This is a genomic window from Streptomyces sindenensis (assembly GCF_014649035.1).
GTDB classification, from domain to species: domain Bacteria; phylum Actinomycetota; class Actinomycetes; order Streptomycetales; family Streptomycetaceae; genus Streptomyces; species Streptomyces sindenensis.
Genome location: NZ_BMSG01000003.1, coordinates 83,409 through 109,518, shown reverse-complemented (window position 1 = coordinate 109,518; position 26,110 = coordinate 83,409). Strand labels below are relative to the sequence as shown.

The window sequence follows — 26,110 nt, the reverse complement described above, 5'->3', positions numbered from 1 at the left end:
CCATATATGTCGAAGGGTGCGCTCCCTCAGGAAGCGGCACCCGGCCTGTCCACCAGTTCGATCTGGTCCACCGCGTTGCACCAACGGCAGCGGACCGACTCGATGGTCTCACTGACGACCTCCCGCTCCTCGACACTCGACTCACCGGCCAGGTCGAGGTGCACGTACTCCACGACCTTGGAGGAGCGGGTCACGTCGAAGCGCGTGAGGTTGCCGCACAGGGTGCAGCGCCAGCGGGTCGAGTCCGTCGGCAGGGGAACCGTCGTCATCGTTTGCGTCCTCTTTCGTCGTCTCCGGGAGCCCGCGCCGGGCGCGCCGCCGCGACTCCACCTGTCTACGTCAAGGATCTCGCGGTGCGCCGTCGAACTGCGGAAGTCCTGGCGTAACCCTACGGCCTCGCGTATAGGCATGGGCACGGCGAGGCGCTCCGTCCCGTTCTCGACCCGTACGTCATGCTCTGTACATGATCGAGTGGCGGCAGGCCGACTGGCGGACCACGGCGGGGAGGATCCGGGACGCGGCGGTGAGGAGCGGCGCCCCGGTCACGTACGGCCTGATCGGCGTCTGCGGGGTGGTCTTCCTGATCAGCCCGCTCTCCGGGTTCGGCGGCGCCGCCCACCGGAGCGAGGAGGCGCTGATCGCCGCGCAGGCCGCGTACTTCGAGCGGTGGGGGGTGATCCCGGCCGAGCTGTGGGAGGGCTCCGCGCACGCCCTGATCACCCCGTTCACGGCGCTGTTCGTGCACGGCAGCTGGCTGCACCTGCTGGGGAACCTGCTGTTCCTGTACGTGTTCGGCGCGATGGCCGAGGAGCGCATGGGGCGGGTGCGGTTCGCGCTGTTCTACGTGGGCTGCGGCTATGTGGCGCTGGTCTGCTACGCGGCGGCGCACGCGGATTCCGGGCAGACGCTGGTCGGGGCGTCGGGGGCGATCTCGGCGGTGCTGGGCGCGTTCCTGTACCTCTTCCCCAAGGCCCGGGTGACCAGCCTGTTCCCGTTCCTCTTCTTCCTGCCGCTGCGCTTTCCCGCCTGGATCGTGCTGATCTTCTGGTTCGCCCTCCAGTGGGCGGCGGCGCAAGGGGCGGACGCGGGGCCGGGCGTGGCGTATCTGGCGCATGTGGCCGGGTTCGCGGCGGGGTTCCTCTGCGCCTGGGTGGGCTATGGGCGGAGGGCTAGAGTGAAGGTTCCAGCCACCGAGGGAGACAGCCAGCCGTGATCACCGCGATCGTGCTCATCAAGACCAGTGTGGACCGGATTCCGGAGATCGCCGAGTCCATCGCCGCGCTGGACAGTGTCAGCGAGGTCTTCTCCGTCACCGGCACCTACGACCTGATCGCCATGGTCCGGGTAGCCCGCCACGACGACCTCGCCGATGTCATCCCCGGCCGGATCAGCAAGATCCCGGGCGTCGAGGGCACGGACACCCATGTGGCGTTCCGTACGTACTCCCAGCACGACCTGGAAGCGGCCTTCGCCATCGGCCTCGACGCGTAACTCCGGCACCCCTCGGCCGGGGGCGGGCAGCGCGCCCGTCCCCGGCCGACGTGGTTTCCGGGCCTCAGACCCGCGCGGCCTCGCCGCGGTCCGGGACGCAGCGGCCGTCCTCGGTGCGGTACTTCCACTGGGCGCCCTCGCGCACCAGCTCAAGGACCGCGCGCAGGAAGCGGTCGATGTGCTCGTCGGGCGTACCGGCCCCGAAGCTCACCCGGATGGCGTTGAGCGACCTCCCCCGGCCTTCGGCCGGAGGGACCCCCACCTCGCTCCGCTCGCCCGGCCCGGCCTCGGGCGCGCCGCACTCCCCCGGCTCCTGCGGGTCGCCGCCGAGGAGGGTGCGCACGAGCGGATGGGCGCAGAAGAGGCCGTCGCGGACGCCGATGCCGTACTCGGCGGAGAGGGCGGCGGCGAAGTGCGAACTGTTCCAGCCGCGCACGACGAAGGAGATGACGCCGACCCGGGGCGCGTCGTCGCCGAACAGCGAGAGCACCCGCACCTCGGGGACCTCGGCGAGCCCTTCGCGCACCCGGGAGACCAGCTCCTGCTCCCGGGCGACCAGGTTGTCGAAGCCCGCCTCGGTGAGGGCCTTGCAGGCGGAGGCGATGGCGTGGACGCCGATGACGTTGGGCGAACCGGCCTCGTGGCGGGCGGCGGTGGTGTGCCAGTCGACGTCCACGCCGCCGTCGGCGCGCCGCGCGACCTTGCGGGACGCGCCGCCGCCGGCGAGGTACGGCTCGGCGGCCCGGAGCCAGTCGGCGCGGCCGGCCAGGACCCCGGAGCCGAACGGCGCGTACAGCTTGTGGCCGGAGAACGCGACCCAGTCGACGTCCAGTTCGGCGATGTCGACGGGGTGGTGCGGGGCGAGCTGGGCGGCGTCCAGGACGATGCGGGCGCCGTGGGCGTGGGCGGCGGCGGCCAGTTCCCGCACGGGCCACAGCTCACCGGTCACGTTGGAGGCGCCGGTGACGCAGACGAGGGCGGGGCCGTAGGGGTCGCGGTCGGCGAGCGCGCGCTCCAGGGTCTCGACGGCCTGGCCCGGGGTGCGGGGTGCGTCGAGGTAGGTGACCCGGGCGTTCCGCCAGGGCAGCAGGGAGGCGTGGTGCTCGGTCTCGTACACGAAGACCTGGCAGTTCGCGGGGAGCGCGGCGGCCAGCAGGTTGAGGGAGTCGGTCGTGGAGCGGGTGAAGACCACCTGGTCCTCGGCGCGGCAGCCGAGGAACTCGGCGACCGTGCGGCGGCTGTTCTCGAAGAGGTCGGTGGAGAGCTGCGAGAGGTAGCCGGCACCGCGGTGGACGCTGCCGTAGTACGGGGCGTACGCGGCGACGTCGTCCCAGACCCGCTGGAGGGCCGGCGCGCTGGCGGCGTAGTCGAGCGCGGCGTAGGTGACCTCACCGCCGGTGACGAGCGGAACGGTGACGTCCCGCCCCAGAACGGTCAGGGCGGCACAAACCGACGGGCCGAGGGCAGCGGTGGAGACAGACATGGCGAACTCCCGTAACAGGCAGGCGAAACCCACGCGCCCGCGGATACGCGGCGGCGCGGAGAGAAAAGGAAAAGGGTGCGCTGAAGAAGGGCGGTCGGCCCTAACGCATTCGCTTGCTCACAAGAGGCTCCCTAGGGACCAGGACCCCGGGGGCTGACATCCACTGGATGCCGAGGGGCCCGCGCTTGCCGCAGACCTCGCTGCCTGCGGCCTGGTCTTCACCCGGGGCACCCCGCCACGGACGGAGGGTTGCCGGACAGCGGGCCGGGGCCGTAGTCGCTGTCACTCATGACCTGCGCAGCATCTTGCCATACGTAGGCACACGCGCAAGGGCGCAGTCCGGATTCCGGACTGCGCCCTGCCTCACACCATGTGCCCCGGGGGTCGCCCTCAGGCGTTGCTGGCCGTCACCCAGCGCTCCAGGGCCCTCTTGGCCGCCCCCGAGTCGATGGACTCGGCCGCCACCGCGATCTTCGCCGCGAGCTGCTCGGTCAGCGTGCCGGGGCCGGGGTCCAGGGCGACCAGCGCCGCCGCCGTGTTGAGCAGCACCGCTTCCCGTACCGCGCCCGTCTCACCGTCCAGCAGGCGGCGGGCCACATCGGCGTTGTACGAGGCGTCGGCGCCGCGCAGCGCCTCGACCGGGACGATGGGCAGCCCGACGTCCCGCGGATCGAACACCTCCTCGCGGACCGCGCCGTCGCGCACCACCCAGACCCGGGAGGTGGCGGTGGTGGTCAGCTCGTCGAGCCCGTCGTCGCCGCGGAAGACGAGGGCGGAGTTGCCCCGTTCGGCCAGCACGCCCGCGACGATGGGCGCCATCCGGGCGTCGGCCACCCCGACGGCCTGGGAGCGCACCTGGGCCGGGTTGGTGAGGGGGCCCAGGATGTTGAACGTGGTCTGCGCGCCGAGCTCCTTGCGGGCCTTGGCGGCGTACCGCAGAGCGGGGTGGAACTTCACGGCGAAGCAGAAGGTGATGCCGGCCTGCTCGGCTACCTCGACCACCCGGCGCGGGGTCAGCTCCAGGTTGACGCCGAGCTTCTCCAGTACGTCGGAGGAACCGCTCGCGGAGGACGCGGCCCGGTTGCCGTGCTTGACGACCTTGGCGCCGGTACCGGCGATGACGATCGCGGACATGGTGGAGATGTTGACGGTCTTGGCGAGGTCGCCGCCGGTGCCGACGATGTCGACGGTGCGGCCGGGCACCTCGATGGTGTTGGCGTGGGCGTACATCGCGCGGACCAGGCCGGTGACCTCGTCGACGGTCTCGCCCTTGGCCCGCAGCGCCACGGCGAACCCGGCGATCTGCGCGTCGGTCGCCTCGCCGCTCATGATGCGGTCCATGGCCCAGGCGGTCTCCTGGGAACTGAGGTTCTCGCCGCGCAGCAGGGGGTTCAGGAGGCCGGGCCAGGAGCGGTCCGCCACGCTGTCGCCGCCGTTCGGGGTCACAACGTTCATGGTCCGCTCCAGGGTCCACAGCCGGTAAGAAGGGTCGGGCTCCACCCTATCCAGCCCCGGGGACCGCGAAGAGCCCCGTCCAGCGAATGGACGGGGCTCTCGCGGTGGCGATCAGGTCAGGCGATCAGTGGTGGCCGTGGCCCTCGCTGATCTCCTTGTACTCCTCGGCGGTCGCCTTGGGGATCTGGTTCCCGTCGGCGAAGTAGCCCCTGCTGAGCTTGGCGCGCAGCTTCTGGACCGGGGAGATCTTGCGCTTGACGCCGTTCTCGTCGACCGCGGGGCCGAGTTCGAGCGGCTTGTACTGCTCGTGCGCCGTGAGCGTGTGCAGCTGCTCCGGGCTGAGCGGCTCGTGGATCTCCACGAACTCACCGTGCGGCAGGCGCTTGATGATGCCGGTCTCGCGACCGTGCAGCACCTTCTCCCTGTCGCGGCGCTGGAGGCCGAGGCAGATCCGCTTGGTGACGATGAACGCGATGACCGGTCCGACGAAGAAGAAGATCCGGACGAACCAGGTGATCGAGTTGATCGACAGGTGGAAGTGCGTGGCCCACAGGTCGTTTCCACCGCCGACGAGACCGACGAAGTACGCCGTGATCCAGGCGACTCCGAGGCCCGTACGGGTCGGGGCGTTGCGCGGGCGGTCCAGGATGTGGTGCTCGCGCTTGTCGCCGGTGATCCAGGACTCGACGAACGGGTACATCGCGATGACACCGAGCACCAGACCGAAGGCGACCAGCGGGATGAACACCCCGAGGGCGAGTGTGTGGCCCCACAGGTTGATCTCCCAGCCCGGCATCACACGCACCAGACCCTCTGCGAAGCCCATGTACCAGTCGGGCTGGGCGCCGGTGGACACCTGGTCGACCCGGTACGGGCCGAGCGCCCAGATGGGGTTGATCGTGGCGATGGCCGAGATGATCGCGATGACGCCGAAGACGAGGAAGAAGAACCCTCCGGCCTTCGCCATGTACACGGGCAGCAGCGGCATGCCGACGACGTTCTTGTTGGTCCGGCCGGGACCCGCGAACTGCGTGTGCTTGTGGTAGAAGACCAGGATCAGGTGGGCCACCAGCAGGCCGAGCATGATGCCCGGCAGCAGCAGGATGTGGATCGAGTAGAACCGGGCCACGAAGTCGTGGCCGGGGAACTCGCCGCCGAACAGGAACATCGAGATGTACGTACCGACGATCGGCACGGACAGGATCGCGCCCTGGGTGAAGCGGACACCCGTACCGGAGAGCAGGTCGTCCGGGAGGGAGTAGCCGGTGAACCCGGTGAACATGCCGAGCACGAACAGCAGGAAGCCGAACAGCCAGTTGATCTCGCGCGGCTTGCGGAAGGCGCCCGTGAAGAAGACGCGCATCATGTGCACGAACATGCCGGCCAGGAAGATCAGCGCGGCCCAGTGGTGGATCTGCCGGACGAGCAGACCACCGCGGACCTCGAAGCTGATCTTCAGGGTCGAGGCGTAGGCCTCGGACATCCGGATGCCCTGCATGGGCTCGTACGGACCGTGGTAGACGATCTCGCCCATGCTCGGCTGGAAGAACAGCGTCAGATACACACCCGTGAGGATGATGATGATGAAGCTGTAGAGGCAGACCTCACCGAGCATGAAGGACCAGTGGTCCGGGAAGATCTTGCGCATGTTGGCCTTGGCCAGGCCGTAGATGCCCAGCCGGCCGTCCGCCCAGTCGGCAACCCGCTCACCGGCCGGAGCCTTGCGCCCGCTCGCCGGTTCGGCGGCGGAGGGGTTTTTCGTCGCAGTACTCATCCGCGCTCCCAGAAGGCAGCACCGACGGGCTCGTCGAAGTCGCCGAGCGCCTCGAGGTTGCCCTCGCTGTTGACACCGATCCGCAGCTGCGGAAGCGGGTGGCCGGCCGGACCGAAGATGACGCGAGCGCCGTCGGAGAGGTCGAAGGTGGACTGGTGGCACGGGCAGAGCACGTGATGCGTCTGCTGCTCGTACAGGCTGATCGGGCAGCCGACGTGGGTGCAGATCTTGGAGAACGCGACGATGCCCTCGTGGGCCCAGTCACGCTGGCGCTTGTCCTTGATGTCGCCCGGCTCGATGCGGACGATCATCAGGGCGGCCTTGCCGATCTGCGTCTGGAAGTCGTGCGCCTCCGGGTCGAGCCCCTCGGGCATGGCGAAGGCCAGCGACCCGACGGTGATGTGCTCGGGGCGCAGCGGCTTCATCGTGTTCATGTTGATGAGCTCCTTGCCCTCCGCCCAGAGGGTCTTGCGGAGCTTCTTCTCCGGCAGCGGACCGAGGTCGCGCAGCAGCACCACACCGGAGAGCGGCACCAGGGCCAGCGCACCGAACATGGTGTTGCGGATCAGCTTGCGGCGCCCGATCGCGGACTCCTCGGCACCGGCCTTGAAGTCGGCCATGACCTGGGCCTTGACCTCGGGCGTGGCCTCGATCGGGTGACGCTCGGCGGCGACCTCGACGTCGGACATCAGGGTGCGCGCCCAGTGGACGGCTCCCGCGCCGATGAAGAAGAGCGCCGCGCCCAGGGTGAGACCCAGGGAGAAGTTGAGCGGGCTCACATGGCCGAACGGCCAGATGTAGACGATCTTGTCCACCGGGAAGATGACGTAGGAGGCGATGAAGCCCACCGTCGCCAGCATCGAGAGGGTGAACATGAGCGCGACGGCCCGCTCGGAGCGTTTCGCGGCGCGTTCGTCGAGGTCCTGGATGCGCGGCTGGTGGGCCGGCAGCCCCGGGTCGGCGAACGGGTCGTCCGTACCCTCGACCGCGCCGTGCGCGTTCTCCTGCACTGCGGGCAGGCTGTCTTCTGGAATCTGTTGGCTACTCATGACTTCTTGGCCTTAGCGGTGTGGGCCGCGACCCAAACGGCGACTGCGACGAGCGCGCCGAGCCCGAAGATCCAGGCGAACAGACCTTCGCTGACCGGACCGAGGCCGCCGAGGGCCAGACCGCCGGGGCTCTCCGTCTCGTCACCGTTCACGGACTCGATGTACGCGATGATGTCCTTCTTCTCCTGCTCCGGCATCACCGTGTCGGGGAAGGAGGGCATGCTCTGCGGGCCGGTCTGCATGGCCTCGTAGATGTGCTTCGAGCTCACACCTTCGAGGTCCGGTGCATACTTGCCCTCCGTCAGGGCTCCGCCCTTACCGGTGAAGTTGTGGCACTGGGCGCAGTTGGTGCGGAACAGCTCGCCGCCGTTGGCGACGTCCGCGCCCGCCGGGTCGACCTGCTTGTCGGTCGGGGTGACCGGACCGGCGCCGAGCGACGCGACGTACGCCGCGAGCTGGTCGATCTCAGCCTGGCTGTAGATGACCTTCTTCTTCGGTACCTGGGCGCCCGGCTGCTGCGCGGGCATGCGGCCCGTACCGACCTGGAAGTCGACGGCGGCGGAGCCCACGCCCACGAGGGACGGCCCGTCGGTGGTGCCCTGACCGCCGGTTCCGTGGCAGCTGGCGCAGCCTACGGCGTAGAGCTTCTTGCCCTCTTCGATGGCGAGGGACTGGGCGGTTTCATCGGCCTGCGCCTTGCCCGCAGGCGCAAACGCGGCGTACAGCCCCCCGGTAGCCGCCAGCGCGAGGAGTAGTACGACGACCGCCGCCAGCGGATGGCGTCGTCGTGCGGAGAGCTTTTTCACGGATTACCCCGGTGTCAGGATCTTCTGCGTCGATGGTGGGCGGGTGCGAGCCCGGTTACTTGATCATGTAGATCGTTGCGAACAGGCCGATCCATACGACATCGACGAAGTGCCAGTAGTAGGACACGACGATGGCGGCGGTGGCCTGATCGTGGGTGAACCTCTTGGCCGCATACGTTCTGCCGAGGACCAGCAGGAAGGCGATGAGACCGCCTGTCACGTGCAGACCGTGGAAGCCGGTGGTCAGGTAGAACACCGAGCCGTACGGGTCGGACGAGAGGGAGAGCCCCGCGTCCTTGACCAGCTCGGTGTACTCCAGGACCTGGCCGCCGATGAAGATCGCACCCATCACGAACGTGATGATGAACCAGGTGCGGAGCTTCTTCACATCGCCCCGCTCGGCGGCGAAGACGCCGAGCTGGCAGGTGAGTGAGGAGAGCACCAGGATCGTGGTGTTCGTCGCCGAGAACGGGAAGTTCAGATGATCGGACATCTCCTTCCAGTAATCGGGTCCCATCACCGATCGCAGGGTGAAGTACATCGCGAAGAGGGCCGCGAAGAACATCAGCTCGGAACTCAACCAGATGATGGTTCCGACGCTGGTGAGGTTCGGCCGATTGACCGACGGGTGCGCGTGCCCGGTTTCTACTGTCGTTGCTGTCGCCACGACCGACATTATGTCGGTCGCTTATCCCGCCCTCACCCCGGGGGGTGCCGTTCGGTGTGTCCGTACCGTCGGCAGGGGTCCCGCCCTGCGCCGAACGGCCCATCGGATCGTCGTCATTACCGGTGCTGACGGCCGGTCGGGCGGAGTACGATCCGCGCATCGGTTCATGCCCCGAGAGCCCCGACGACGTCGATGTCACGGAGGAACAATGCAGGCGACCGCCACGGTCCTGGTCTACAGCGACGACGCCAACATCCGCGAGCAGGTGAGGCTGGCAGCCGGTCGCAGGCCTGCCGCGGACGTCCCACCGGTGGAGTTCCTGGAGTGCGCGACGCTCCCGGCCGTCCTGAAGGCGCTGGACGGCGGCGGCATCGACGTGTGCGTGCTGGACGGGGAGACGGCTCCCGTCGGCGGCATGGGCGTCTGCCGCCAGATCAAGGACGAGATCTTCCGCTGCCCGCCGGTCCTCCTGCTGATCGGCCGCCCGCAGGACGCGTGGCTGGCCACCTGGAGCCGCGCGGAGGCCGCTGTGACGCTGCCGGTGGACCCGGTCGAGTTCGCCGACGCCCTGGCGGCACTGCTGCGCAAGCGGCTCGCCGTGGAGGCCTGAGAGCCTCCTGAGGCGCACAGAAGCCCCCACGGCCCGCAGGGGGCGTGGGGGCTTCTCGGCGACTTCGCGGGCCCTGCCCGGTCATACGTGGGGCCGCAGCCGGGCGGTCCGGAGCGTCCGCGGGCTGTCCGGCACCCCTTCGTGCAGCGCGCTGCCCTGCTGCCACTTCTCCCAGGAGAGGTTCCAGTCGCCGAACCCGTTGCCGAACGGGTCCATGTCCTCGCCCTGGCTGCCGACGACCTTGACGATGTCGCCCTCGCGTACGGTGTCGAAGAACCATTCGGCGTTGCTCGTGCTCATGCCGGTGCAGCCGTGGCTGACGTTGGCGTTGCCCTGGGAGCCGGTGGACCAGGGGGCGGCGTGGACGTACTCGCCGCTCCAGGTCACCCGGGTGGCCCAGTAGACCGGCAGGTCGTAGGACTCCGAGGAGCCGGCGGCGATGCCGATGGACTCGCCGCGCATGCGGACGAACTGCTCCTTGGCGAGCACCACCTTGACCCCGTTGCGGGTGGAGAATCCGGGCTTGCCGGTGGTGACCGGAATGGTATTGATCACTTCTCCGTTGCGGTACACCGTCAGGCTGTGGTTCGCGGCGTCGGTGATGGCCTCGATCCGGTCGCCGGTGGTGAGCTTGAGGGGCTTGGCCTCGGCTCCGTAGAGCGCGTTGGTCACCTTGATGCCGGCCAGGTTGGAGCGCACCTCGATGGTGGCGTTCGCCGGCCAGTACTCCTTCGGACGGTAGTGCAGCTTCTTGTCGTCGACCCAGTACCAGGAGCCGGTGGTGGCCGGGGTGGAGCGGACCTTCAGGGCGCGCTCGACGGTGGCCCGGGACGCCTTGTCGGTGATCGGAGCGCTGAGTTCCGCTGTGATGGGCTGTCCGACGCCGTAGGTGCCCGCCTCCGGGCCGAAGGCGACCTTCAGCAGCTTCTTGGGCGAGGAGGTGTCGAAGGAGAGCGTACGGACGCCCGGGGCGCCGTCGCCGTTCTCGGTGGAGACCCTGACGGTGTATCCGGTGCCTGCCGCGAGCGGGGCGGTGGAGCGCCAGCGCCTGCCGTCGGCGGAGAGTTCGCCCGCGAGGTGGCGGCCGCCGGTGTCCACGGCGCTGACGTCGGTGATGCGCCCGTCGTCACCCTTGACGGTGACTTCCAGGGGCTTGTCGGGGTCGGCCTTCTCCTTGTCGGAGGGGCCGTTGAAGGAGATCTGGTCGCCCGCGTCGTAAGGCTTCGTGGAGAGCGGGTGGTCGTCGGGCGAGCCACAGGCGGTCGCACCCGCGACGAGGGTCACGACCAGGAGGGTGCAGCTCACTGCGGTGCGGATGCGCGGCGTGTGGTTCATGCGCTCCACGCTAGGAAGACTCCTCCGTTCCAGCGCGTTCAGTGACTGCAAACGGGCGAAAGGCCCGCGTCGCTTGCGGCGGCGCGGGCCTTTCGTGGTGTAGCGCGTGTCACCGCCCGGGCGGTGGCACGGGGTGCGGTGTCACTGGGTGCGGTTCTCGCCCCGGTAGTACTCGAAGACCCAGCCGAAGAGGCCGATCAGGAGCAGGGGGGCGGAGAAGTAGAGCAGCCACCAGCCGAAGACGACGCCCAGGAAGGCGAAGGCCCCGCCGACCGCCAGGGAGAGCGGCTGCCAGCTGTGCGGGGAGAAGAACCCCAGCTCGCCCGCCTCGTCGGCGACATCGGCTTCCTTGTTGTCCTGGGCCATCGCGTCGACCCGGTTGGCCGTGAAGGCCAGGTAGAAGCCGATCATGATGGCCAGGCCGAAGGCCAGGAAGAGGGCGGTGGTGCCGACCGGCTCCTTCGACCACACGCCGTACACGACGGCCATGCCGAGGATGAAGACGCTCAGCCAGATGAACATCTGTCCCTGGATCTTCACTTGCCTGCCTCCTTGCCGCCGGCCAGGGCCTTGTCCGACTCGGAGTCATGGCCGAGCTGCTCCAGCGCGGTGATCTCCGGGTGGTGCAGGTCGAACGCCGGGGATTCGGAGCGGATCCGCGGCAGGGTGAGGAAGTTGTGCCGCGGCGGCGGGCAGGAGGTCGCCCACTCCAGCGAACGGCCGTAACCCCACGGGTCGTCGACCTCGATCTTCTTGCCGTACTTCGCGGTCTTCCAGACGTTGTAGAAGAACGGGAGCATCGACAGACCGAGCAGGAACGAGGAGATCGTCGAGATCGTGTTCAGCGCGGTGAAGCCGTCGGCGTCGAGGTAGTCCGCGTAACGCCGCGGCATGCCCTCGGCACCGAGCCAGTGCTGCACCAGGAACGTGCCGTGGAAGCCCACGAACAGCGTCCAGAACGTGATCTTGCCGAGCCGCTCGTCCAGCATCTTGCCGGTGAACTTCGGCCACCAGAAGTGGAATCCGGAGAACATCGCGAAGACCACGGTGCCGAAGATGACGTAGTGGAAGTGCGCGACGACGAAGTACGAGTCGGAGACGTGGAAGTCCATCGGGGGCGAGGCGAGGATGACGCCGGTCAGACCACCGAAGGTGAAGGTGATCAGGAAGCCGACGGCCCAGAGCATCGGTGTCTCGAAGGACAACGACCCCTTCCACATCGTGCCGATCCAGTTGAAGAACTTCACGCCTGTTGGTACGGCGATGAGGAACGTCATGAAGGAGAAGAACGGCAACAGCACACCGCCGGTGACGTACATGTGGTGCGCCCACACCGTCACGGAAAGGCCGGCGATGGCGATCGTCGCGGCGATCAGACCGATGTAGCCGAACATCGGCTTGCGGCTGAAGACCGGGATGACCTCGGAAATGATTCCGAAGAACGGCAACGCGATGATGTACACCTCTGGGTGTCCGAAGAACCAGAAGAGGTGCTGCCAGAGCAGTGCGCCGCCATTGGCGGAGTCGAAGATATGCGCACCGAATTTACGGTCCGCCTCCAGCGCGAAGAGCGCGGCGGCCAGAACCGGGAAGGCCAGCAGGACCAGAACACCGGTCAGCAGGACGTTCCAGGTGAAGATCGGCATGCGGAACATCGTCATGCCGGGTGCGCGCATGCAGATGATCGTGGTGATGAAGTTGACCGAGCCGAGGATCGTGCCGAAGCCGGAGAAGGCCAGACCCATGATCCACATGTCGGCGCCGATGCCCGGCGAGCGGACCGCGTCGTTCAGCGGCGCGTAGGCGAACCAGCCGAAGTCGGCCGCGCCCTGCGGGGTGAGGAACCCGGCCACCGCGATGAGCGAGCCGAAGAGGTAGAGCCAGTACGCGAACATGTTCAGCCGCGGGAACGCCACGTCGGGCGCGCCGATCTGGAGCGGCATGATCCAGTTCGCGAATCCGGCGAACAGCGGCGTCGCGAACATCAGCAGCATGATCGTGCCGTGCATCGTGAACGCCTGGTTGAACTGCTCGTTCGACATGATCTGCGTGCCGGGACGAGCGAGCTCGGCGCGCATGAAGAGCGCCATGAGTCCGCCGATGATGAAGAAGGCGAACGACGTGACCAGGTAGAGCGTGCCGATCGTCTTGTGGTCAGTGGTGGTCATCCACTTGACGACGACGTTTCCGGGCTGCTTGCGCCGCACGGGCAGTTCGTCCTCGTACGAGTCGTCTGCCGGAGCGGCACCCTGAGGTTCGTTGAGGATGCTCACAGTTGGTTCTTCTCCGCATTCCTGGCCGGGTCCGTCTGCGCGATCCCTGCCGGCACGTAGCCCGTCTGACCCTTCTCAGCCAGCTCCTTGAGGTGCTGCTGGTAACGCTCCGGGGAGACGACCTTGACGTTGAAGAGCATCCGGGAGTGGTCGACGCCGCAGAGCTCGGCACACTTGCCCATGAAGGTGCCCTCGCGGTTGGGGGTCACCTCGAACACGTTGGTGTGGCCCGGAATGACGTCCTGCTTCATGAGGAACGGCACCACCCAGAAGGAGTGGATGACGTCACGCGAAGTGAGGACGAAGCGGACCTTCTCCCCCTTCGGCAGCCACAGGGTCGGACCCGGGTTGCCGTTCTGCGGGTTGCGGGTCCCGGGGATGCCCACGTCGTAGACGCCGCCGGCCCCCTCGGGGAAGTCCTTCTGGTACTTGTCGGGGATGGCGTTGAGCTCCTTGGGGACCTCGGGGCCCGCAGCGGGCTGGCCATCCACCTTCTCGATGTAGTTGAAGCCCCAGCTCCACTGGAAGCCGACCACGTTGATGGTGTGGGCCGGCTTGTCGGAGAGCTCGAGGAGCTTCGACTCATCACGCGCGGTGAAGTAGAAGAGCACCGAGACGATGATGAGGGGAACCACTGTGTACAACGCCTCGATGGGCATGTTGTACCTGGTCTGCGGAGGTACCTCCACCTTGGTCCGGCTACGCCGGTGGAAGAAGACGCTCCAGAGGATCAGCCCCCAGACAAGGACACCCGTGACGAGCGCTGCCGCCCACGAGCCTTGCCAGAGGGAGAGGATCCGAGGGGCCTCTTCCGTTACCGGGGTGGGCATACCGAGGCGGGGAAAATCCTCCCAGTTGTATGAACAACCGGAGGCCGTCGCCAGGACCAGGCCCGCAGTCAGCACCTGCGGCAGCTTCCGCCGCATCGGGCGCCGCGACGAGCGGTCGGAGCCGTTGGGACTCACGTAGCGCCTTCCCGAGAGTCTCGCCCGCACGGTCGGCGCGCCCGTATGTCTCTGGTCGGTCGCCGGCCCTGACGCGGGCAGGGGTTTGGATGTTTATGCGGACCAAACCCTACTGGACGCTATTTGGGGTCGCGCGGGGAGGGTGCCCAACGCGCCGCCGGACACCCCCTTGGGGTGGAATGCGGGGCTCCGGCCTCCATCTGACGCCCACTCGCCCGTCCGGGAGGAGCGGCCCCCGGCGAGGTCCGGCCGGGTGCGGGCTAGCGTGGCGGGGTGCCCTACTTCGATGCCGCCTCCGCCGCCCCCCTGCACCCCGTCGCACGCCAGGCCCTGCTTGCCGCGCTCGACGAGGGCTGGGCCGATCCCGCCCGCCTGTACCGGGAGGGGCGGCGGGCCCGGCTGCTCCTGGACGCGGCCCGGGAGGCGGCCGCGGAGGCCGTCGGGTGCCGCCCCGACGAGCTGGTCTTCACCTCGTCCGGGACCACGGCGGTGCACGCGGGAATTGCCGGGGCTCTTTCGGGCCGTCGGCGTGTCGGCCGCCATCTGGCCCACTCGGCTGTCGAACACTCGTCGGTGCTCCATGCGGCGGCGGCCCACGAGGCGGCGGGCGGTTCGTGCACCGAGGTCCCGGTGGACCGGTCCGGGGCGGTGGACCCGGCGGCGTACGCGGCGGCGCTGCGGGCGGACACCGCGCTGGCGTGTCTCCAGTCGGCCAACCACGAGGTGGGCACCGAGCAGCCGGTGGCCGAGGTCGCCGCGCTCTGCGCCGGGGCCGGGGTGCCGCTGCTGGTGGACGCGGCCCAGTCGCTCGGCTGGGGGCCGGTCCCGGCGGGCTGGTCGCTGCTGACGGCGAGCGCGCACAAGTGGGGCGGGCCGGCCGGGGTCGGGCTGCTCGCGGTCCGCAAGGGGACCCGCTTCTCGCCGCAGGGCCCGGGAGGGGAGCGGGAGGCGGGGCGGGCGCCGGGGTTCGAGAACCTCCCGGCGATCGTGGCGGCGGCGGCCTCGCTGCGCGCGGTACGGGGCGAGGCGGCGGCGGAGGCGGTGCGGCTGCGGGCCCTGGTGGACCGGATCCGGAGCGTGGTGGCCGAGCGGGTGCCCGATGTGGAGGTGGTGGGCGATCCGGTGCGGCGGCTGCCGCATCTGGTCACCTTCTCCTGTCTCTATGTCGACGGGGAGACCCTGCTGCACGAGCTGGACCGGAAGGAGTTCTCCGTATCGTCCGGTTCGTCCTGTACCAGCAGCACGCTGACGCCGAGCCATGTGCTCAAGGCGATGGGGGTGCTCTCGGAGGGGAACGTGCGGGTGTCGCTGCCGCGGGGCACGGCCGGGGCGGACGTGGACCGCTTCCTGGAGGTGCTGCCCGGGGTGGTCGCGGAGGTACGGGAGCGGCTCGGGGCGCCGGTGTCCGCGCCCCCCTCCCCCGCGCCCGCCGCGTCCCGGGTGGTCGACGCGCTGGGCCGCCGCTGCCCGATCCCGGTGATCGAACTCGCAAAGGTGATCGGGGAGGTAACGGTGGGCGCCACGGTGACGGTGCTCGCCGATGACGAGGCGGCGCGCCTGGACATCCCGGCCTGGTGCGAGATGCGCGGTCAGGAGTACGTGGGCGAAGAGCCGGCGGACCGGGGTTCGGCCTATGTGGTCCGCCGGCTCGGCTGAGTCAGAGGGTGCTGTTCACGCCAGGTGCTGCTGGACCTCGGCGGCGGCCTCGTGTCCGTACGCCTTGGTGAAGCGGTCCATGAAGTGGGTGCGGCGCAGGGTGTACTCCTGGGTGCCGACCGTCTCGATGACCAGGGTGGCGAGCATGCAGCCGACCTGGGCGGCGCGCTCCAGGCCGACGCCCCAGGCGAGACCGGAGAGGAAGCCGGCACGGAAGGCGTCGCCGACGCCGGTGGGGTCGGCCTTGGTGTCCTCCTCGGGGCAGCCGACCTCGATGACCGGCTCGCCGGCCCGCTCGATCCGGACACCGCGGGCGCCGAGGGTGGTGACGCGGTGGCCGACCTTGGAGAGGATCTCCTCGTCGCTCCAGCCGGTCTTGGACTCGATGAGGCCCTTCTCGTACTCGTTGGAGAAGAGGTAGGTGGCGCCGTCGAGGAGGATGCGGATCTCCTCGCCGTCCATCCGCGCGATCTGCTGGGAGAAGTCGGCGGCGAACGGGATGTTCCGGGAGCGGCACTCCTCGGTGTGGCGGAGCATCGCCTCGGGGTCGTCGGCGCCGATGGAGACGAGGTCGAGGCCGCCGACGCGGTCGGCGACGCTCTTCAGCTCGATGAGGCGGGCCTCGCTCATCGCGCCGGTGTAGAAGGAGCCGATCTGGTTGTGGTCGGCGTCGGTGGTGCAGACGAAGCGGGCGGTGTGCAGGACCTCGGAGATACGGACCGAACCGGTCTCGACGCCGTGCCGGTCGAGCCAGGCGCGGTACTCGTCGAAGTCGGCCCCGGCGGCGCCCACCAGGATCGGCTTGGTGCCGAGCAGGCCCATGCCGAAGCAGATGTTGGCGGCGACACCGCCGCGGCGGACGTCGAGGTTGTCGACCAGGAAGGAGAGGGAGACCGTGTGCAGCTGATCCGCGACCAGCTGGTCGGCGAAGCGGCCGGGGAAGGTCATGAGGTGGTCGGTGGCGATCGAGCCGGTGACTGCAATACGCACGGGGAGACTGCTCCTGCGGAAGGCGAAGGGCCGTGAGTGCGCCCTCCGGGACGACGTGACAGTTCACGCTACCGGGTGACCCGACCTCCAGGAAAAGGGAAAACTACCCGATAGTAGGGCTTTCTACCTGAGTGCGACCGTGGTTACGGTGCGGATATGTCGAAGCACACCGCATTGCCCGAGTCGGAATTGAGCCTGGCCGCACTGCGCGGTGACTGTGCGCGGATGGCTCCGCACTGGCGGGCGCCGGTGAAGACCGCCCCGGTCCCGGTGAGGCCGTCCCTGATCAGCGGGGTGACGGTGCCGCCCTCGTCGGCGCGGCTGATCGACGCGATGTCCGAGTACGGGGACTGAGCACCGGCGAGGACCGGCAAGGGCCGGTGAGGGACCGGGCGGGCAGGATCGCCTTTCGGCCTTTCCGCGCCCGCCCCGGCGTGAATCGTGCGCTGCCCGCGTCCGGGTCTCCCCCGGCCGGTGGAACCGTACGCTCCTCGGCTCCGTCCCATCGGTGTCCCCGTCCGGGGCACGCGGTAGGCGCCGCGACGGCAACGCAGGCGAAGGAGCGATCCGGTGAGCACCGAGCGACCCGACAACGACGTGACCGGCCCCCGGCGGCGGCGTCCGCCGCTCGCGGTGGCCTCGGTGGCCGCGGCCGTGCTGCTGGCCGGGGGTGGCGGGGCGTACTGGGCCTCGACCGCCTCGGGCGACGGCGGCGGGGCCGACAGTGCCACGGCGGCGAAGAAGCAGGCCCCCATGCTGGCCCTGGACGCCGCGGCGGACGGACCGGGCTCCCCGTCCTCCGCCTCGGACTCCCCGCCCGCCGGTATCGCCCCCGGTGAGCCGGATCCGGGCGGGCCGCCCGTGATCTACCGGGCCGCGGGCGAACTCCCCGACGGTCCGGACGAGGCGGCCGTCCACCACGCCAGGGGCACGGTGGCGTCGGCCGATGTCGCCCGGCTGGCGAAGGCCCTGGGCATCCCGGGCACGCCGCGCACCGAGGGCACCTCGTGGGTGGTCGGCGACGACGACGGTCCCGGCGCGCTCCTGAAGGTGGCCAAGCAGGCCCCGGGCACCTGGACGTTCGCCCGCACCACCCCGACCAAGCCCTGCGAGCCGGGCACGATGTGCGCGAACGGCGCAACGGAGCCCGGCGGCGACCCGGTGAGCGAGAAGGCGGCGAAGGCGGCCGCGGCCCCGGTGCTCAAGGCGGCGGGCCAGGACGACGCGGCGCTCAACGCGGGCCAGCTCATGGGCGACGTCCGTGTGGTGAACGCCGATCCGAAGGTCGACGGGCTCCCGACGTACGGCTGGTCGACCGGGGTCCAGGTGGGGCCGGACGGCAAGGTGACCGGCGGCAGCGGGCACCTGAAGGCGCTGGAGAAGGGCGCCACCTACCCGGCGGTCGGCGCGGACGAGGCGCTGAAGCAGCTGAACGAGGCGAGCCGGGGCAAGGGCGACGGCGGCCGGGACATCGGCGGCTGCGCCACTCCCGTACCGCTGGAGGGCGAGCCGAAGCCTCCCTCCGATCCGCAGTGCGTGCCGTCGAACGGCAAGCGGGCGCCGGTGACGAAGACGGTCGAGGACGCGGTGTTCGGTCTGGCGCTGAACTACGTGGACGGCCGGCAGACGCTGGTGCCGTCCTGGCTCTTCACGGTCCGCCAGGCCCCCGGCGGCCCGGAGAACACGGTCACGCAGGTGGCGGTGGACCCGAAGTTCATCGAGCAGCCGGACGCCCCGACGACGCCCTCCGGGGACCGGAAGGTGACCTCGTACGGTGCGGACGGGCGGACTCTTGAGGTGACCTTCTGGGGCGGTGTGTGCAGTACGTACACGGCGAGCGCGAAGGAGAGCCCGGGCCAGGTGCGGATCACGGTGACGGAGAAGCCGCAGGAGGGCAAGAAGGCCTGCATCATGATCGCCAAGGAGCTGACCCGGACGGTGACGCTGGAGAAGCCGCTGGGCGACCGCACGGTGATCGACGCGGCCTCGGGCAGCGCGGTGCCGCGCGGCTGACCCGGACGCCGGCGCGGGACAGGGCAGGAAAGACGGAGGCGGCCCCGGGAGTGATTCCCGGGGCCGCCTCCGTATGCCGTGAGCCGTGCGTCTTCCGCTCGCGGCGCTTAGCTGAACGAGTCGCCGCAGGCGCAGGAGCCGGTGGCGTTGGGGTTGTCGATCGTGAAGCCCTGCTTCTCGATGGTGTCGACGAAGTCGATGGAGGCGCCGCCCAGGTACGGGGCGCTCATGCGGTCGGTGACGACCTTGACACCGTCGAAGTCCTTCACCACATCGCCGTCGAGCGAGCGCTCGTCGAAGAAGAGCTGGTAGCGCAGGCCCGAGCAACCGCCGGGCTGAACGGCGACGCGCAGCGCCAGGTCCTCGCGGCCTTCCTGCTCCAGCAGGGCCTTGACCTTGGCTGCGGCGGCGTCGGACAGGAGGATGCCGTCGCTCACGGTGGTGGTCTCGTCCGATACGGACATCTGCTTCTCTCCCGGGTTGTACGGACTGCTTGCCGACGGTTCAACCGTCTCAGCCCCGGAATCATTCCGGGCCAAGCGCGTGTCTGTTCCTTTTCATGCTCGCACACCCACTCGCCCGGGGGATGCGTCACATCGACGCTATCGGCATCGTCAAAGTGACACGAAGCGGCTATCATAGATAGCGTCAAATAGACGAAAAGGCGCGTTCGCCGAAGCCGCAGAGCAGAACGCAGAAGAAGAAAGGGTGCGTGACGTGACCACGGCCCAGCCCCTGGACGTAACTCCCACACCCCTCGCGCTGCTGCTGCTCGGCCGCGAGGCCGACCCGAGGAGCGAGCGCGGCGTCGAATGCCCCGGCGACCTCCCCTCCCCGTCCGACCCGGACCTGGTGGAGCGCGCCCGCGCCGCGAAGGAGAAGCTCGGGGACAAGGTGTTCGTCCTCGGCCACCACTACCAGCGCGACGAGGTCATCCAGTTCGCGGACGTCACCGGTGACTCGTTCAAGCTGGCCCGCGACGCCGCCGCGCGCCCGGAGGCGGAGTACATCGTCTTCTGCGGTGTGCACTTCATGGCCGAGTCCGCGGACATCCTGACCACCGACGCCCAGGCGGTCGTGCTGCCCGACCTGGCGGCCGGCTGCTCGATGGCCGACATGGCCACCGCCGAGCAGGTCGCCGAGTGCTGGGACGTGCTGACGGACGCCGGGGTCGCCGACCAGGTGGTGCCCGTCTCGTACATGAACTCCTCCGCCGACATCAAGGCCTTCACCGGCAAGCACGGCGGCACGATCTGCACCTCCTCGAACGCGAAGCGCGCCCTGGAGTGGGCCTTCGAGCAGGGCGAGAAGGTCCTCTTCCTCCCCGACCAGCACCTGGGCCGCAACACGGCCGTGCGGGACATGGGGATGAGCCTCACCGACTGCGTCGTCTACAACCCGCACAAGCCGAACGGCGGCCTCACCGCCGAGCAGCTGCGGGACGCGAAGATGATCCTGTGGCGCGGCCACTGCTCGGTCCACGGCCGCTTCTCGGTCGAGTCGGTCGAGGACGTGCGCGCCCGGATCCCCGGCGTCAACGTGCTGGTGCACCCGGAGTGCAAGCACGAGGTCGTCGCCGCCGCGGACTACGTGGGCTCGACGGAGTACATCATCAAGGCCCTGGAGGCGGCCCCGCGCGGCTCGAAGTGGGCCATCGGTACGGAGCTGAATCTGGTGCGCCGCCTGGCGAACCGTTTCGCCGACGAGGACAAGGAGATCGTCTTCCTCGACAAGACGGTCTGCTTCTGCTCGACGATGAACCGCATCGACCTGCCGCACCTGGTCTGGACCCTGGAGTCGCTGGCCGACGGCAAGCTGGTCAACCGGATCGAGGTCGACCCGGAGACGGAGAAGTACGCCAAGCTCGCGCTGGAGCGGATGCTGGCGCTGCCGTAAGGCGTATCCGTTCCGGGCGGCTGGGCGCAGACGTCTGGGAGCCGCCGTACGCCACAGGGGCCCGTCCCGCGCGAGCGCGTGGGACGGGCCCCTGCCTCTCTTCCGGTCAGGCCTGGGCCGGCTCGGCCTCGCGGGCCTCCTCCGGCTCCGGCCGGTCCGGAACGCCGGCCTTGGCCGCGCGCTTGGCGGCCTTCTTCTTGGCGCGGCGCTCCTTGCGCAGCTCGACCATCGCGTACAGCGTCGGCACGAGCAGCAGGGTCAGCAGCGTGGAGCTGATCAGACCGCCGATCACCACGACGCCCAGCGGCTGCGAGATGAAGCCGCCCTCGCCGGTGACGCCGAGCGCCATCGGGAGCAGGGCGAAGATGGTCGCGAGCGCCGTCATGATGATCGGGCGGAAGCGGTGGCGGCCGCCCTCGATGACCGCCTCCATGATCCCGAGGCCCTGGGCCCGGTACTGGTTGATCAGGTCGATCAGCACGATCGCGTTGGTGACCACGATGCCGATGAGCATCAGCATGCCGATCATCGCGGGGACGCCCAGCGGGGTGCCCGTGACGAGCAGCAGGGCCAGCGCCCCGGTCGCCGCGAACGGCACGGAGACCAGCAGGATCAGCGGCTGGACGAGCGACCGGAACGTGGCCACCAGGAGCATGAAGACGATCGCGATGGCCGCCAGCATGGCGAGGCCGAGTTGCATGAACGCTTCGTTCTGGTCCTCGGTGACGCCGCCGATGGTGGCGGTGGCGCCCTCCGGCAGGTCCAGGGCGTCGATCTTCTTGGCGAGATCGGCGCTGACCGCGCCGGTGTTGTCGCCGACGGGCTTGGCGGTGACCGTCGCGGAGCGCTGTCCGTCGATCCGGGTCATCGAGACCGGGCCGGGGACGACCTTCACGTCGGCGATGTCGCCGAGCTTGACGGGACCGAGCGGCAGGGCCTTCAGCTCGGCCACGGAGGCGGCCGGCTTCGAGGACCGGATGACGATGTCGCGCTCGGTGTCGTCCAGCGTCGCGGAGCCGGCGGGCGTACCGCGGACGGCTCCGGCGACGATCCCGCCGAGGGCGGCGGAGTCGAATCCGGCGGCGGCCGCCTTGTCGTTGGCGGTGACCGAGACGCGCGGGACGCTCTGCGCCAGGTCGCTCTGGACGTCGGTGACGTCCTTGAGGGTGGCGACCTCGTCGCGGACCGCCTCGGACGCCTTCTTCAGGACGTCGGCGTCGGCGGCCTTGACCACGACGCTCAGGTCCTGGGAGCCGAAGCCGTCGCCCGCGGCGATGGTGGTGTCGCCGATGCCGTCGAGCTTGCCGAGGGCCTCGTCGATGCGGTCCTGGGCGTCCTCGTAGTCCGCGGCGTCCTTCAGGGTGACCTGGTAGGAGGCCTGGTTGGAGCCGGTGCCACCGCCGAAGGCGGCCATGAAGCCGGAGGAGCCGACCGTGACCTGGTAGTCCTTGACGCCCTTGTCCTCGGTCAGCACCTTCTCGACCTTGCGGGCGGCCTCGTCGGCGGCTTCCAGGCTGGTGCCGGGGGCGAGTTCCTGCTTGACGGTCAGGACCTCCTGCTCACCGGCGTCGAAGAAGTTCGTCTTCAGCAGCGGCACCATGCCGAAGGTGCCCAGGAGCACGGCGACGGCGATGACGAGGCTGGTGATCCGGCGCCGGGTCGCGAAGCGCAGGACCGGGACGTAGATCCGCTGGAGCCTGCTGGCCGCTTCCTTCTCCTCGGCCAGGCGCCGGGCCTCCGCCGCGTCCTCGGGGGTGCCCTTGGGCGCGCGCAGGAACCAGTACGACAGGACCGGCACCACGGTGAGCGAGACCAGCAGGGAGGCCAGCAGCGCGGCGGTGACGGTCAGCGAGAACGAGCCGAAGAGCTGGCCGACCATGCCGCCGACCAGACCGATGGGCAGGAAGACCGCGACGGTGGTCAGGGTCGCGGAGGTGACCGCTCCGGCGACCTCCTTGACCGCGTTGATGATCGCCGCGTGGCGCTCCTCGCCGTAGCCGAGGTGGCGCTTGATGTTCTCCAGGACCACGATCGAGTCGTCGACGACCCGGCCGATGGCGATGGTGAGCGCGCCGAGGGTGAGCATGTTGAGCGACAGGTCGCGGGTCCAGAGCACGATCAGCGCGAGGACGATCGAGAGCGGGATGGAGACCGCGGTGACCAGCGTCGAGCGGATCGAGGCGAGGAAGACCAGGATCACGACGACCGCGAAGACGAGGCCGAGCGCGCCCTCCGTGGTCAGACCCGAGATCGACTTGGAGACGGCGGGGCCCTGGTCGGAGACGACGGTCAGCTCGGCGCCCGTACCGAGGTCCTCGCGGAGGCCGGGCAGCTTGTCCTTGACGGCGTCCGAGATGGCGACGGCGCTGCCGTCCTTGTCCATCGTCGCCATCACGGCGAGGCTCGGCTTGCCGTTGGTGCGGGTGATGGAGACCGCCGTGGACGGCTCCTGCTTCACCTCGGCCACGTCACCGAGGCGCACCGGCCTGCCCGGTTCGTCCGCGCCGCCCGCCGGGTCCTTCGCGACGACCTGGAGGTCCTCGATCTGCTTCAGGGAGGTGTAGGAGCCGCCGACCTGGATGGTGCGGCTCTTGCCCGACTCGGAGAAGGAGCCGGCCGGGACGGTGGCGCCACCCGACTGGAGGGCCTGGGCGAGCGTGCCCGCGTTCAGACCGGCCGCGGCGAGCTTTTGGTCGTCGGGGACGACGGAGACCTGGAGGTCCTGGATGCCGTCCACGGTGACCTGGCCGACGCCCTCGATGCCCTCGATGGCCGGGACGACCGTGCGGTCGAGCTGGTCGGCCAGCGTCTGCTGGTCCTCGTCGGAGGTGACGGCGAGGACCACCGTCGGGATGTCGTCCGTGGAACCGGCGATGACCTGCGGGTCGACCTCGGAGGGCAGCTGGGCGCGGGCCCGGTTCACCGCCTGCTGGATGTCCGCGACGAGCTGCTTGGTGCCCTCGTCGCCGAAGTCGAAGGTCGCCATGATGAGGGCGTTGCCCTCGCTGGCGGTGGAGGTGACGGACTCGACGCCGTCGACGGCCTTGAGGGAGTTCTCCAGCGGTTCGACGACCTGCTTCTCGACTACATCGGGAGACGCACCCTGGTAGGGCGCCAGCACCGTGACCATCGGCAGTTCGATGGTCGGCAGCAGCTGCTGCTTGAGCTGCGGGATCGCTATCGCGCCGAAGGCCAGCGCGACGATCGAGATCAGCCCGATCAGGGCCCTTTGCGCGAGGCTGAATCTGGACAGCCAGGACATGGGTGGGTCTCTCTTCTGTGGCGTACGCGGCGGAGGGCGGGGAGGGGAGAACATCGGGGGCCACCTCTCCGGCCCAGTCCTACGATCTCCGCTCCGCGCTGCCGAAACGTCGCCCGCCGGGCTGCTTTCTCGTGCCGCGCATACCGCAGGTGGAGTACGTCGCCGTACACCGTGCCCGCCTCCGGGTCAGTCCGCCCGGGGACGCACCAGGCCCGATTCGTAGGCGATGACCACCAATTGGGCCCGGTCCCGGGCGCCCAGTTTCGCCATCGCCCGGTTCACATGGGTCTTGACGGTGAGCGGGCTGACCTCCAGCCGCTCGGCGATCCGGTCGTTGGGGTGGCCGCCCGCGACCTGCACCAGCACCTCGCGTTCGCGGCCGGTGAGCGCCGCCAGCCGCTCCGCGTACTCCGCGCCGTCCGGCCCCTCCTGCGGGCTGCCGCCCTGGGCCAGGAACGTGGCGATGAGCCCCTTGGTCGCGGCCGGGGAGAGGAGCGCCTCGCCGGCCGCGGCAATCCGGATGGCGTTGAGGAGTTCGTCCGGCTCCGCGCCCTTGCCGAGGAAGCCGGAAGCCCCGGCGCGCAGCGACTGGACCACGTACTCGTCGACCTCGAAGGTGGTGAGCATGACCACCCGCACCGCGGCCAGCTCCGGGTCGGCGCTGATCATGCGGGTGGCGGCGAGCCCGTCGGTGCCCGGCATCCGGATGTCCATGAGCACCACGTCGGCGCCCGTGGCGCGGGCCAGCTCGACGGCCTGGGTCCCGTCGGCGGCCTCGCCGACCACCTCCATGTCCGGCTCGGAGTCCACCAGCACCCGGAACGCGCTGCGCAGCAGTGCCTGGTCGTCGGCGAGCAGCACCCTGATCGGCGCTTCCCGCGCCTCGGCCGTCGTTGCCGAAGTCGGCTGGGTCATCGGCGGAGCCCCGTCCCGCCCGCTGTGCCCGGCCGGTCCGGTTCACCCGTGCGGGCCTCGACCGGAAGGATCGCATGGACCCGGAACCCGCCGCCGTACCGAGGCCCCGCGGTGAGGGCTCCGCCGAGGGCGGTGACGCGTTCCCGCATGCCGACCAGGCCATGACCGCCGCCGGTCTGCTCGTCGCCGTCGCCCGGGCCGCCGCCGTCCGGACCGGACCCGCCGCCGGGTGCGGCTCCGGGGCGTCGGCCCGCGCTCCCTTGGCCGTTGTCGAGCACGGTAACCTCGGCGGTGGCGCCGACCCGTACGACGCTCACCTCGGCCCTGGCCCCGGCGCCCGCGTGCTTGCGGACGTTCGTCAGGGCCTCCTGGATGACCCGGTAGGCGGCGAGGTCGACGGCGGCGGGCAGCCGGTCGCGGTCGGCGCAGGCCACCTCGACGGGGAGCCCGGCGTTGCGGAAGGTGGTGACCAGTTCGCCGAGGACGGCGAGCCCGGGGGCCGGTTCGGTGGGCGCCTCGGGGTCGCCCTGCTGGCGCAGGAGGCCGACGGTGACCCGGAGTTCGTTGAGGGCGGAGCGGCTGGCGTCGCGGACATGGGCGAGCGCTTCCTTGGCCTGGTCCGGGCGCTTGTCCATGACGTGGGCGGCGACCCCGGCCTGGACGTTGACGAGGGCGATGTGGTGGGCGACGACGTCGTGGAGGTCCCGGGCGATCCGCAGCCGCTCCTCGGCGACCCGGCGGCGGGCCTCCTCCTCCCGGGTGCGTTCGGCACGCTCGGCCCGCTCCCGGATGGCGTCGACGAACGCGCGCCTGCTGCGTACGGCGTCCCCGGCGGCGGAGGCGAGCCCGGTCCAGGCGAAGACGCCGAAGTTCTCCTGGCTGTACCAGGGGGTCGAGCCGAAGACCATCGCGGCCGCGGTGAGCCCTCCCATGGTCAGCAGCCCGACCCGCCACGTCGTCGGACGGTCGGTCCGCGAGGCGACGGTGTAGAGGGCGATGACGGTGCTCATGACCACGGGGGCGGACGGGTCCATCAGAACGTACTCGACGGCCGCGAGCGCCGCGGTGACGGCGAGGATCCGCATCGGGCGGCGCCGCCGCAGCACGAGGGCCGCGGCGGCGAGGGTCATCAGGAACACGCTGAACAGCTCGGGCGTACGGGCCCCGAAGGCGGGCGGCCCGTGGCCGTCACCCGGGTCGGTGAACGAGCCGCAGATCATCGCGACGAGGGTGCAGAACGCCAGGGTCGCGTCGAAGGCGAGCGGATGGTCCCGCAGCCAGCGGCGGGCGCGCGCGAAGCCGGACGAGAGGGTGGTCACGCCCAGCAACGGTACGCGGCCGGTCGTGGGCGGCGTACCCCTTCCTCCGCGAGCGGGCGGGGCCACCGGCCGGGACCGGCCCGGACCGGAAGCACCCCTGCCCCGCGGCCGGCGGACCGGACGCGGGGCAGGGGTGCTGGGGCCGACAGGC

General features: G+C 70.0%; 23 protein-coding genes and 1 riboswitch. Of the genes, 7 read left to right on the top strand and 16 right to left on the bottom strand.

Features of this window, described 5'->3' with window-relative positions:
• Positions 1-26: 26 nt before the first annotated feature.
• Positions 27-269 carry a hypothetical protein gene (locus IE145_RS05685; RefSeq protein WP_003969643.1) on the bottom strand — a complete coding sequence of 81 codons (243 nt, stop codon included), beginning with the start codon at positions 267-269 and terminating at the stop codon, positions 27-29.
• A gap of 194 nt (positions 270-463) precedes the next feature.
• Here IE145_RS05685 and IE145_RS05680 point away from each other — a divergent pair, with 194 nt between their 5' ends.
• Both IE145_RS05680 and IE145_RS05675 read left to right on the top strand, forming a co-directional pair.
• Positions 464-1,213 carry a rhomboid family intramembrane serine protease gene (locus tag IE145_RS05680; RefSeq protein ID WP_189519440.1) on the top strand — a complete coding sequence of 250 codons (750 nt, stop codon included), beginning with the start codon at positions 464-466 and terminating at the stop codon, positions 1,211-1,213.
• Positions 1,210-1,491, top strand: a complete 282-nt coding sequence (locus tag IE145_RS05675; RefSeq protein ID WP_065488891.1) for an Lrp/AsnC family transcriptional regulator — start codon at positions 1,210-1,212, stop codon at positions 1,489-1,491. Before IE145_RS05680 ends, IE145_RS05675 begins: the two co-directional genes overlap by 4 nt.
• Positions 1,492-1,555: 64 nt before the next feature.
• On the opposite strand, the gene IE145_RS05670 is transcribed toward IE145_RS05675, so the two are convergent.
• The 6 genes from IE145_RS05670 to ctaE all read right to left on the bottom strand — a co-directional run bounded on the left by IE145_RS05670 (position 1,556) and on the right by ctaE (position 8,734).
• Entirely contained in the window at positions 1,556-2,974 is a 1,419-nt protein-coding gene (locus IE145_RS05670) for an aminotransferase class V-fold PLP-dependent enzyme (RefSeq protein ID WP_189519438.1), read from the bottom strand.
• A gap of 176 nt (positions 2,975-3,150) precedes the next feature.
• A riboswitch (SAM riboswitch) is annotated at positions 3,151-3,268 on the bottom strand.
• 96 nt (positions 3,269-3,364) lie between these two features.
• Positions 3,365-4,429, bottom strand: a complete 1,065-nt coding sequence (gene trpD, locus IE145_RS05665) for an anthranilate phosphoribosyltransferase (protein WP_189519436.1) — start codon at positions 4,427-4,429, stop codon at positions 3,365-3,367.
• A 124-nt stretch (positions 4,430-4,553) separates the two neighbouring features.
• Positions 4,554-6,203, bottom strand: a complete 1,650-nt coding sequence (gene qcrB, locus IE145_RS05660) for a cytochrome bc1 complex cytochrome b subunit (protein ID WP_189519434.1) — start codon at positions 6,201-6,203, stop codon at positions 4,554-4,556.
• The gene (qcrA, locus tag IE145_RS05655) at positions 6,200-7,252 is read right to left on the bottom strand and encodes a cytochrome bc1 complex Rieske iron-sulfur subunit (protein WP_189519432.1); all 1,053 of its coding nucleotides are present in this window, start codon (positions 7,250-7,252) and stop codon (positions 6,200-6,202) included. The genes qcrB and qcrA overlap by 4 nt, the downstream gene beginning before the upstream one ends.
• Positions 7,249-8,058, bottom strand: a complete 810-nt coding sequence (qcrC, locus tag IE145_RS05650) for a cytochrome bc1 complex diheme cytochrome c subunit (RefSeq protein WP_189519430.1) — start codon at positions 8,056-8,058, stop codon at positions 7,249-7,251. Before qcrC ends, qcrA begins: the two co-directional genes overlap by 4 nt.
• A gap of 55 nt (positions 8,059-8,113) precedes the next feature.
• A complete protein-coding gene (ctaE, locus tag IE145_RS05645; protein WP_003969635.1) occupies positions 8,114-8,734 on the bottom strand; it encodes an aa3-type cytochrome oxidase subunit III in 621 nt (206 codons plus the stop codon).
• 199 nt (positions 8,735-8,933) lie between these two features.
• Between ctaE and IE145_RS05640 the strand changes: the two genes are divergently transcribed.
• Positions 8,934-9,335 (top strand): DNA-binding transcriptional response regulator, encoded by a 402-nt coding sequence (locus tag IE145_RS05640; protein WP_189519428.1) that lies wholly within the window; start codon positions 8,934-8,936, stop codon positions 9,333-9,335.
• Positions 9,336-9,416: 81 nt separating this feature from the next.
• Here IE145_RS05640 and IE145_RS05635 read toward each other — a convergent pair whose 3' ends face one another.
• From IE145_RS05635 to ctaC, 4 genes are all read right to left on the bottom strand, one after another.
• Positions 9,417-10,670, bottom strand: coding sequence for a L,D-transpeptidase (locus tag IE145_RS05635; RefSeq protein WP_189519426.1), 1,254 nt, complete (start codon positions 10,668-10,670; stop codon positions 9,417-9,419).
• Positions 10,671-10,811: 141 nt separating this feature from the next.
• On the bottom strand, positions 10,812-11,210 hold the full coding sequence (locus tag IE145_RS05630; protein ID WP_006123919.1) for a cytochrome c oxidase subunit 4: 399 nt from the start codon (positions 11,208-11,210) through the stop codon (positions 10,812-10,814).
• Positions 11,207-12,943, bottom strand: a complete 1,737-nt coding sequence (gene ctaD, locus IE145_RS05625; RefSeq protein ID WP_032761680.1) for an aa3-type cytochrome oxidase subunit I — start codon at positions 12,941-12,943, stop codon at positions 11,207-11,209. Before ctaD ends, IE145_RS05630 begins: the two co-directional genes overlap by 4 nt.
• On the bottom strand, positions 12,940-13,908 hold the full coding sequence (ctaC, locus tag IE145_RS05620; RefSeq protein ID WP_032761681.1) for an aa3-type cytochrome oxidase subunit II: 969 nt from the start codon (positions 13,906-13,908) through the stop codon (positions 12,940-12,942). The genes ctaD and ctaC overlap by 4 nt, the downstream gene beginning before the upstream one ends.
• Positions 13,909-14,181: 273 nt before the next feature.
• On the opposite strand from ctaC, the gene IE145_RS05615 reads away from it, so the two are divergent.
• Entirely contained in the window at positions 14,182-15,564 is a 1,383-nt protein-coding gene (locus IE145_RS05615) for a cysteine desulfurase/sulfurtransferase TusA family protein (RefSeq protein ID WP_189519424.1), read from the top strand.
• A gap of 15 nt (positions 15,565-15,579) precedes the next feature.
• Here the strand turns inward: IE145_RS05615 and IE145_RS05610 are convergent, their stop codons facing one another.
• Positions 15,580-16,554: a carbohydrate kinase family protein gene (locus IE145_RS05610; RefSeq protein ID WP_006123924.1), complete on the bottom strand. Its 975-nt coding sequence runs from the start codon at positions 16,552-16,554 to the stop codon at positions 15,580-15,582.
• Between the two features lie 156 nt (positions 16,555-16,710).
• Between IE145_RS05610 and IE145_RS05605 the strand changes: the two genes are divergently transcribed.
• Both IE145_RS05605 and IE145_RS05600 read left to right on the top strand, forming a co-directional pair.
• Positions 16,711-16,908: a hypothetical protein gene (locus IE145_RS05605; RefSeq protein WP_189519421.1), complete on the top strand. Its 198-nt coding sequence runs from the start codon at positions 16,711-16,713 to the stop codon at positions 16,906-16,908.
• A gap of 216 nt (positions 16,909-17,124) precedes the next feature.
• Positions 17,125-18,567 (top strand): hypothetical protein, encoded by a 1,443-nt coding sequence (locus IE145_RS05600; protein ID WP_189519419.1) that lies wholly within the window; start codon positions 17,125-17,127, stop codon positions 18,565-18,567.
• 107 nt (positions 18,568-18,674) lie between these two features.
• Here the strand turns inward: IE145_RS05600 and IE145_RS05595 are convergent, their stop codons facing one another.
• Entirely contained in the window at positions 18,675-19,031 is a 357-nt protein-coding gene (locus tag IE145_RS05595; RefSeq protein WP_006123927.1) for an iron-sulfur cluster assembly accessory protein, read from the bottom strand.
• Between the two features lie 253 nt (positions 19,032-19,284).
• On the opposite strand from IE145_RS05595, the gene nadA reads away from it, so the two are divergent.
• A complete protein-coding gene (nadA, locus tag IE145_RS05590; protein ID WP_506005039.1) occupies positions 19,285-20,463 on the top strand; it encodes a quinolinate synthase NadA in 1,179 nt (392 codons plus the stop codon).
• Positions 20,464-20,569: 106 nt separating this feature from the next.
• Here the strand turns inward: nadA and IE145_RS05585 are convergent, their stop codons facing one another.
• The 3 genes from IE145_RS05585 to IE145_RS05575 all read right to left on the bottom strand — a co-directional run bounded on the left by IE145_RS05585 (position 20,570) and on the right by IE145_RS05575 (position 25,959).
• The gene (locus tag IE145_RS05585; protein ID WP_189519415.1) at positions 20,570-23,725 is read right to left on the bottom strand and encodes an efflux RND transporter permease subunit; all 3,156 of its coding nucleotides are present in this window, start codon (positions 23,723-23,725) and stop codon (positions 20,570-20,572) included.
• Between the two features lie 186 nt (positions 23,726-23,911).
• Positions 23,912-24,640 (bottom strand): response regulator, encoded by a 729-nt coding sequence (locus IE145_RS05580; RefSeq protein WP_189519412.1) that lies wholly within the window; start codon positions 24,638-24,640, stop codon positions 23,912-23,914.
• Positions 24,637-25,959, bottom strand: coding sequence for a sensor histidine kinase (locus IE145_RS05575; protein WP_189519410.1), 1,323 nt, complete (start codon positions 25,957-25,959; stop codon positions 24,637-24,639). Before IE145_RS05575 ends, IE145_RS05580 begins: the two co-directional genes overlap by 4 nt.
• Positions 25,960-26,110 lie beyond the last annotated feature (151 nt).

Coding starts and splice junctions, on each gene's coding strand:
- IE145_RS05595 (WP_006123927.1), bottom strand. CDS start 19,031: ATGTCCGTATCGGACGAGACCACCACCGTGAGCGACGGCATCCTCCTG.
- qcrB (WP_189519434.1), bottom strand. CDS start 6,203: ATGAGTACTGCGACGAAAAACCCCTCCGCCGCCGAACCGGCGAGCGGG.
- qcrA (WP_189519432.1), bottom strand. CDS start 7,252: ATGAGTAGCCAACAGATTCCAGAAGACAGCCTGCCCGCAGTGCAGGAG.
- IE145_RS05585 (WP_189519415.1), bottom strand. CDS start 23,725: ATGTCCTGGCTGTCCAGATTCAGCCTCGCGCAAAGGGCCCTGATCGGG.
- ctaE (WP_003969635.1), bottom strand. CDS start 8,734: ATGTCGGTCGTGGCGACAGCAACGACAGTAGAAACCGGGCACGCGCAC.
- trpD (WP_189519436.1), bottom strand. CDS start 4,429: ATGAACGTTGTGACCCCGAACGGCGGCGACAGCGTGGCGGACCGCTCC.
- IE145_RS05605 (WP_189519421.1), top strand. CDS start 16,711: ATGTCGAAGCACACCGCATTGCCCGAGTCGGAATTGAGCCTGGCCGCA.
- IE145_RS05635 (WP_189519426.1), bottom strand. CDS start 10,670: ATGAACCACACGCCGCGCATCCGCACCGCAGTGAGCTGCACCCTCCTG.
- IE145_RS05680 (WP_189519440.1), top strand. CDS start 464: ATGATCGAGTGGCGGCAGGCCGACTGGCGGACCACGGCGGGGAGGATC.
- IE145_RS05580 (WP_189519412.1), bottom strand. CDS start 24,640: ATGACCCAGCCGACTTCGGCAACGACGGCCGAGGCGCGGGAAGCGCCG.
- IE145_RS05640 (WP_189519428.1), top strand. CDS start 8,934: ATGCAGGCGACCGCCACGGTCCTGGTCTACAGCGACGACGCCAACATC.
- IE145_RS05670 (WP_189519438.1), bottom strand. CDS start 2,974: ATGTCTGTCTCCACCGCTGCCCTCGGCCCGTCGGTTTGTGCCGCCCTG.
- IE145_RS05685 (WP_003969643.1), bottom strand. CDS start 269: ATGACGACGGTTCCCCTGCCGACGGACTCGACCCGCTGGCGCTGCACC.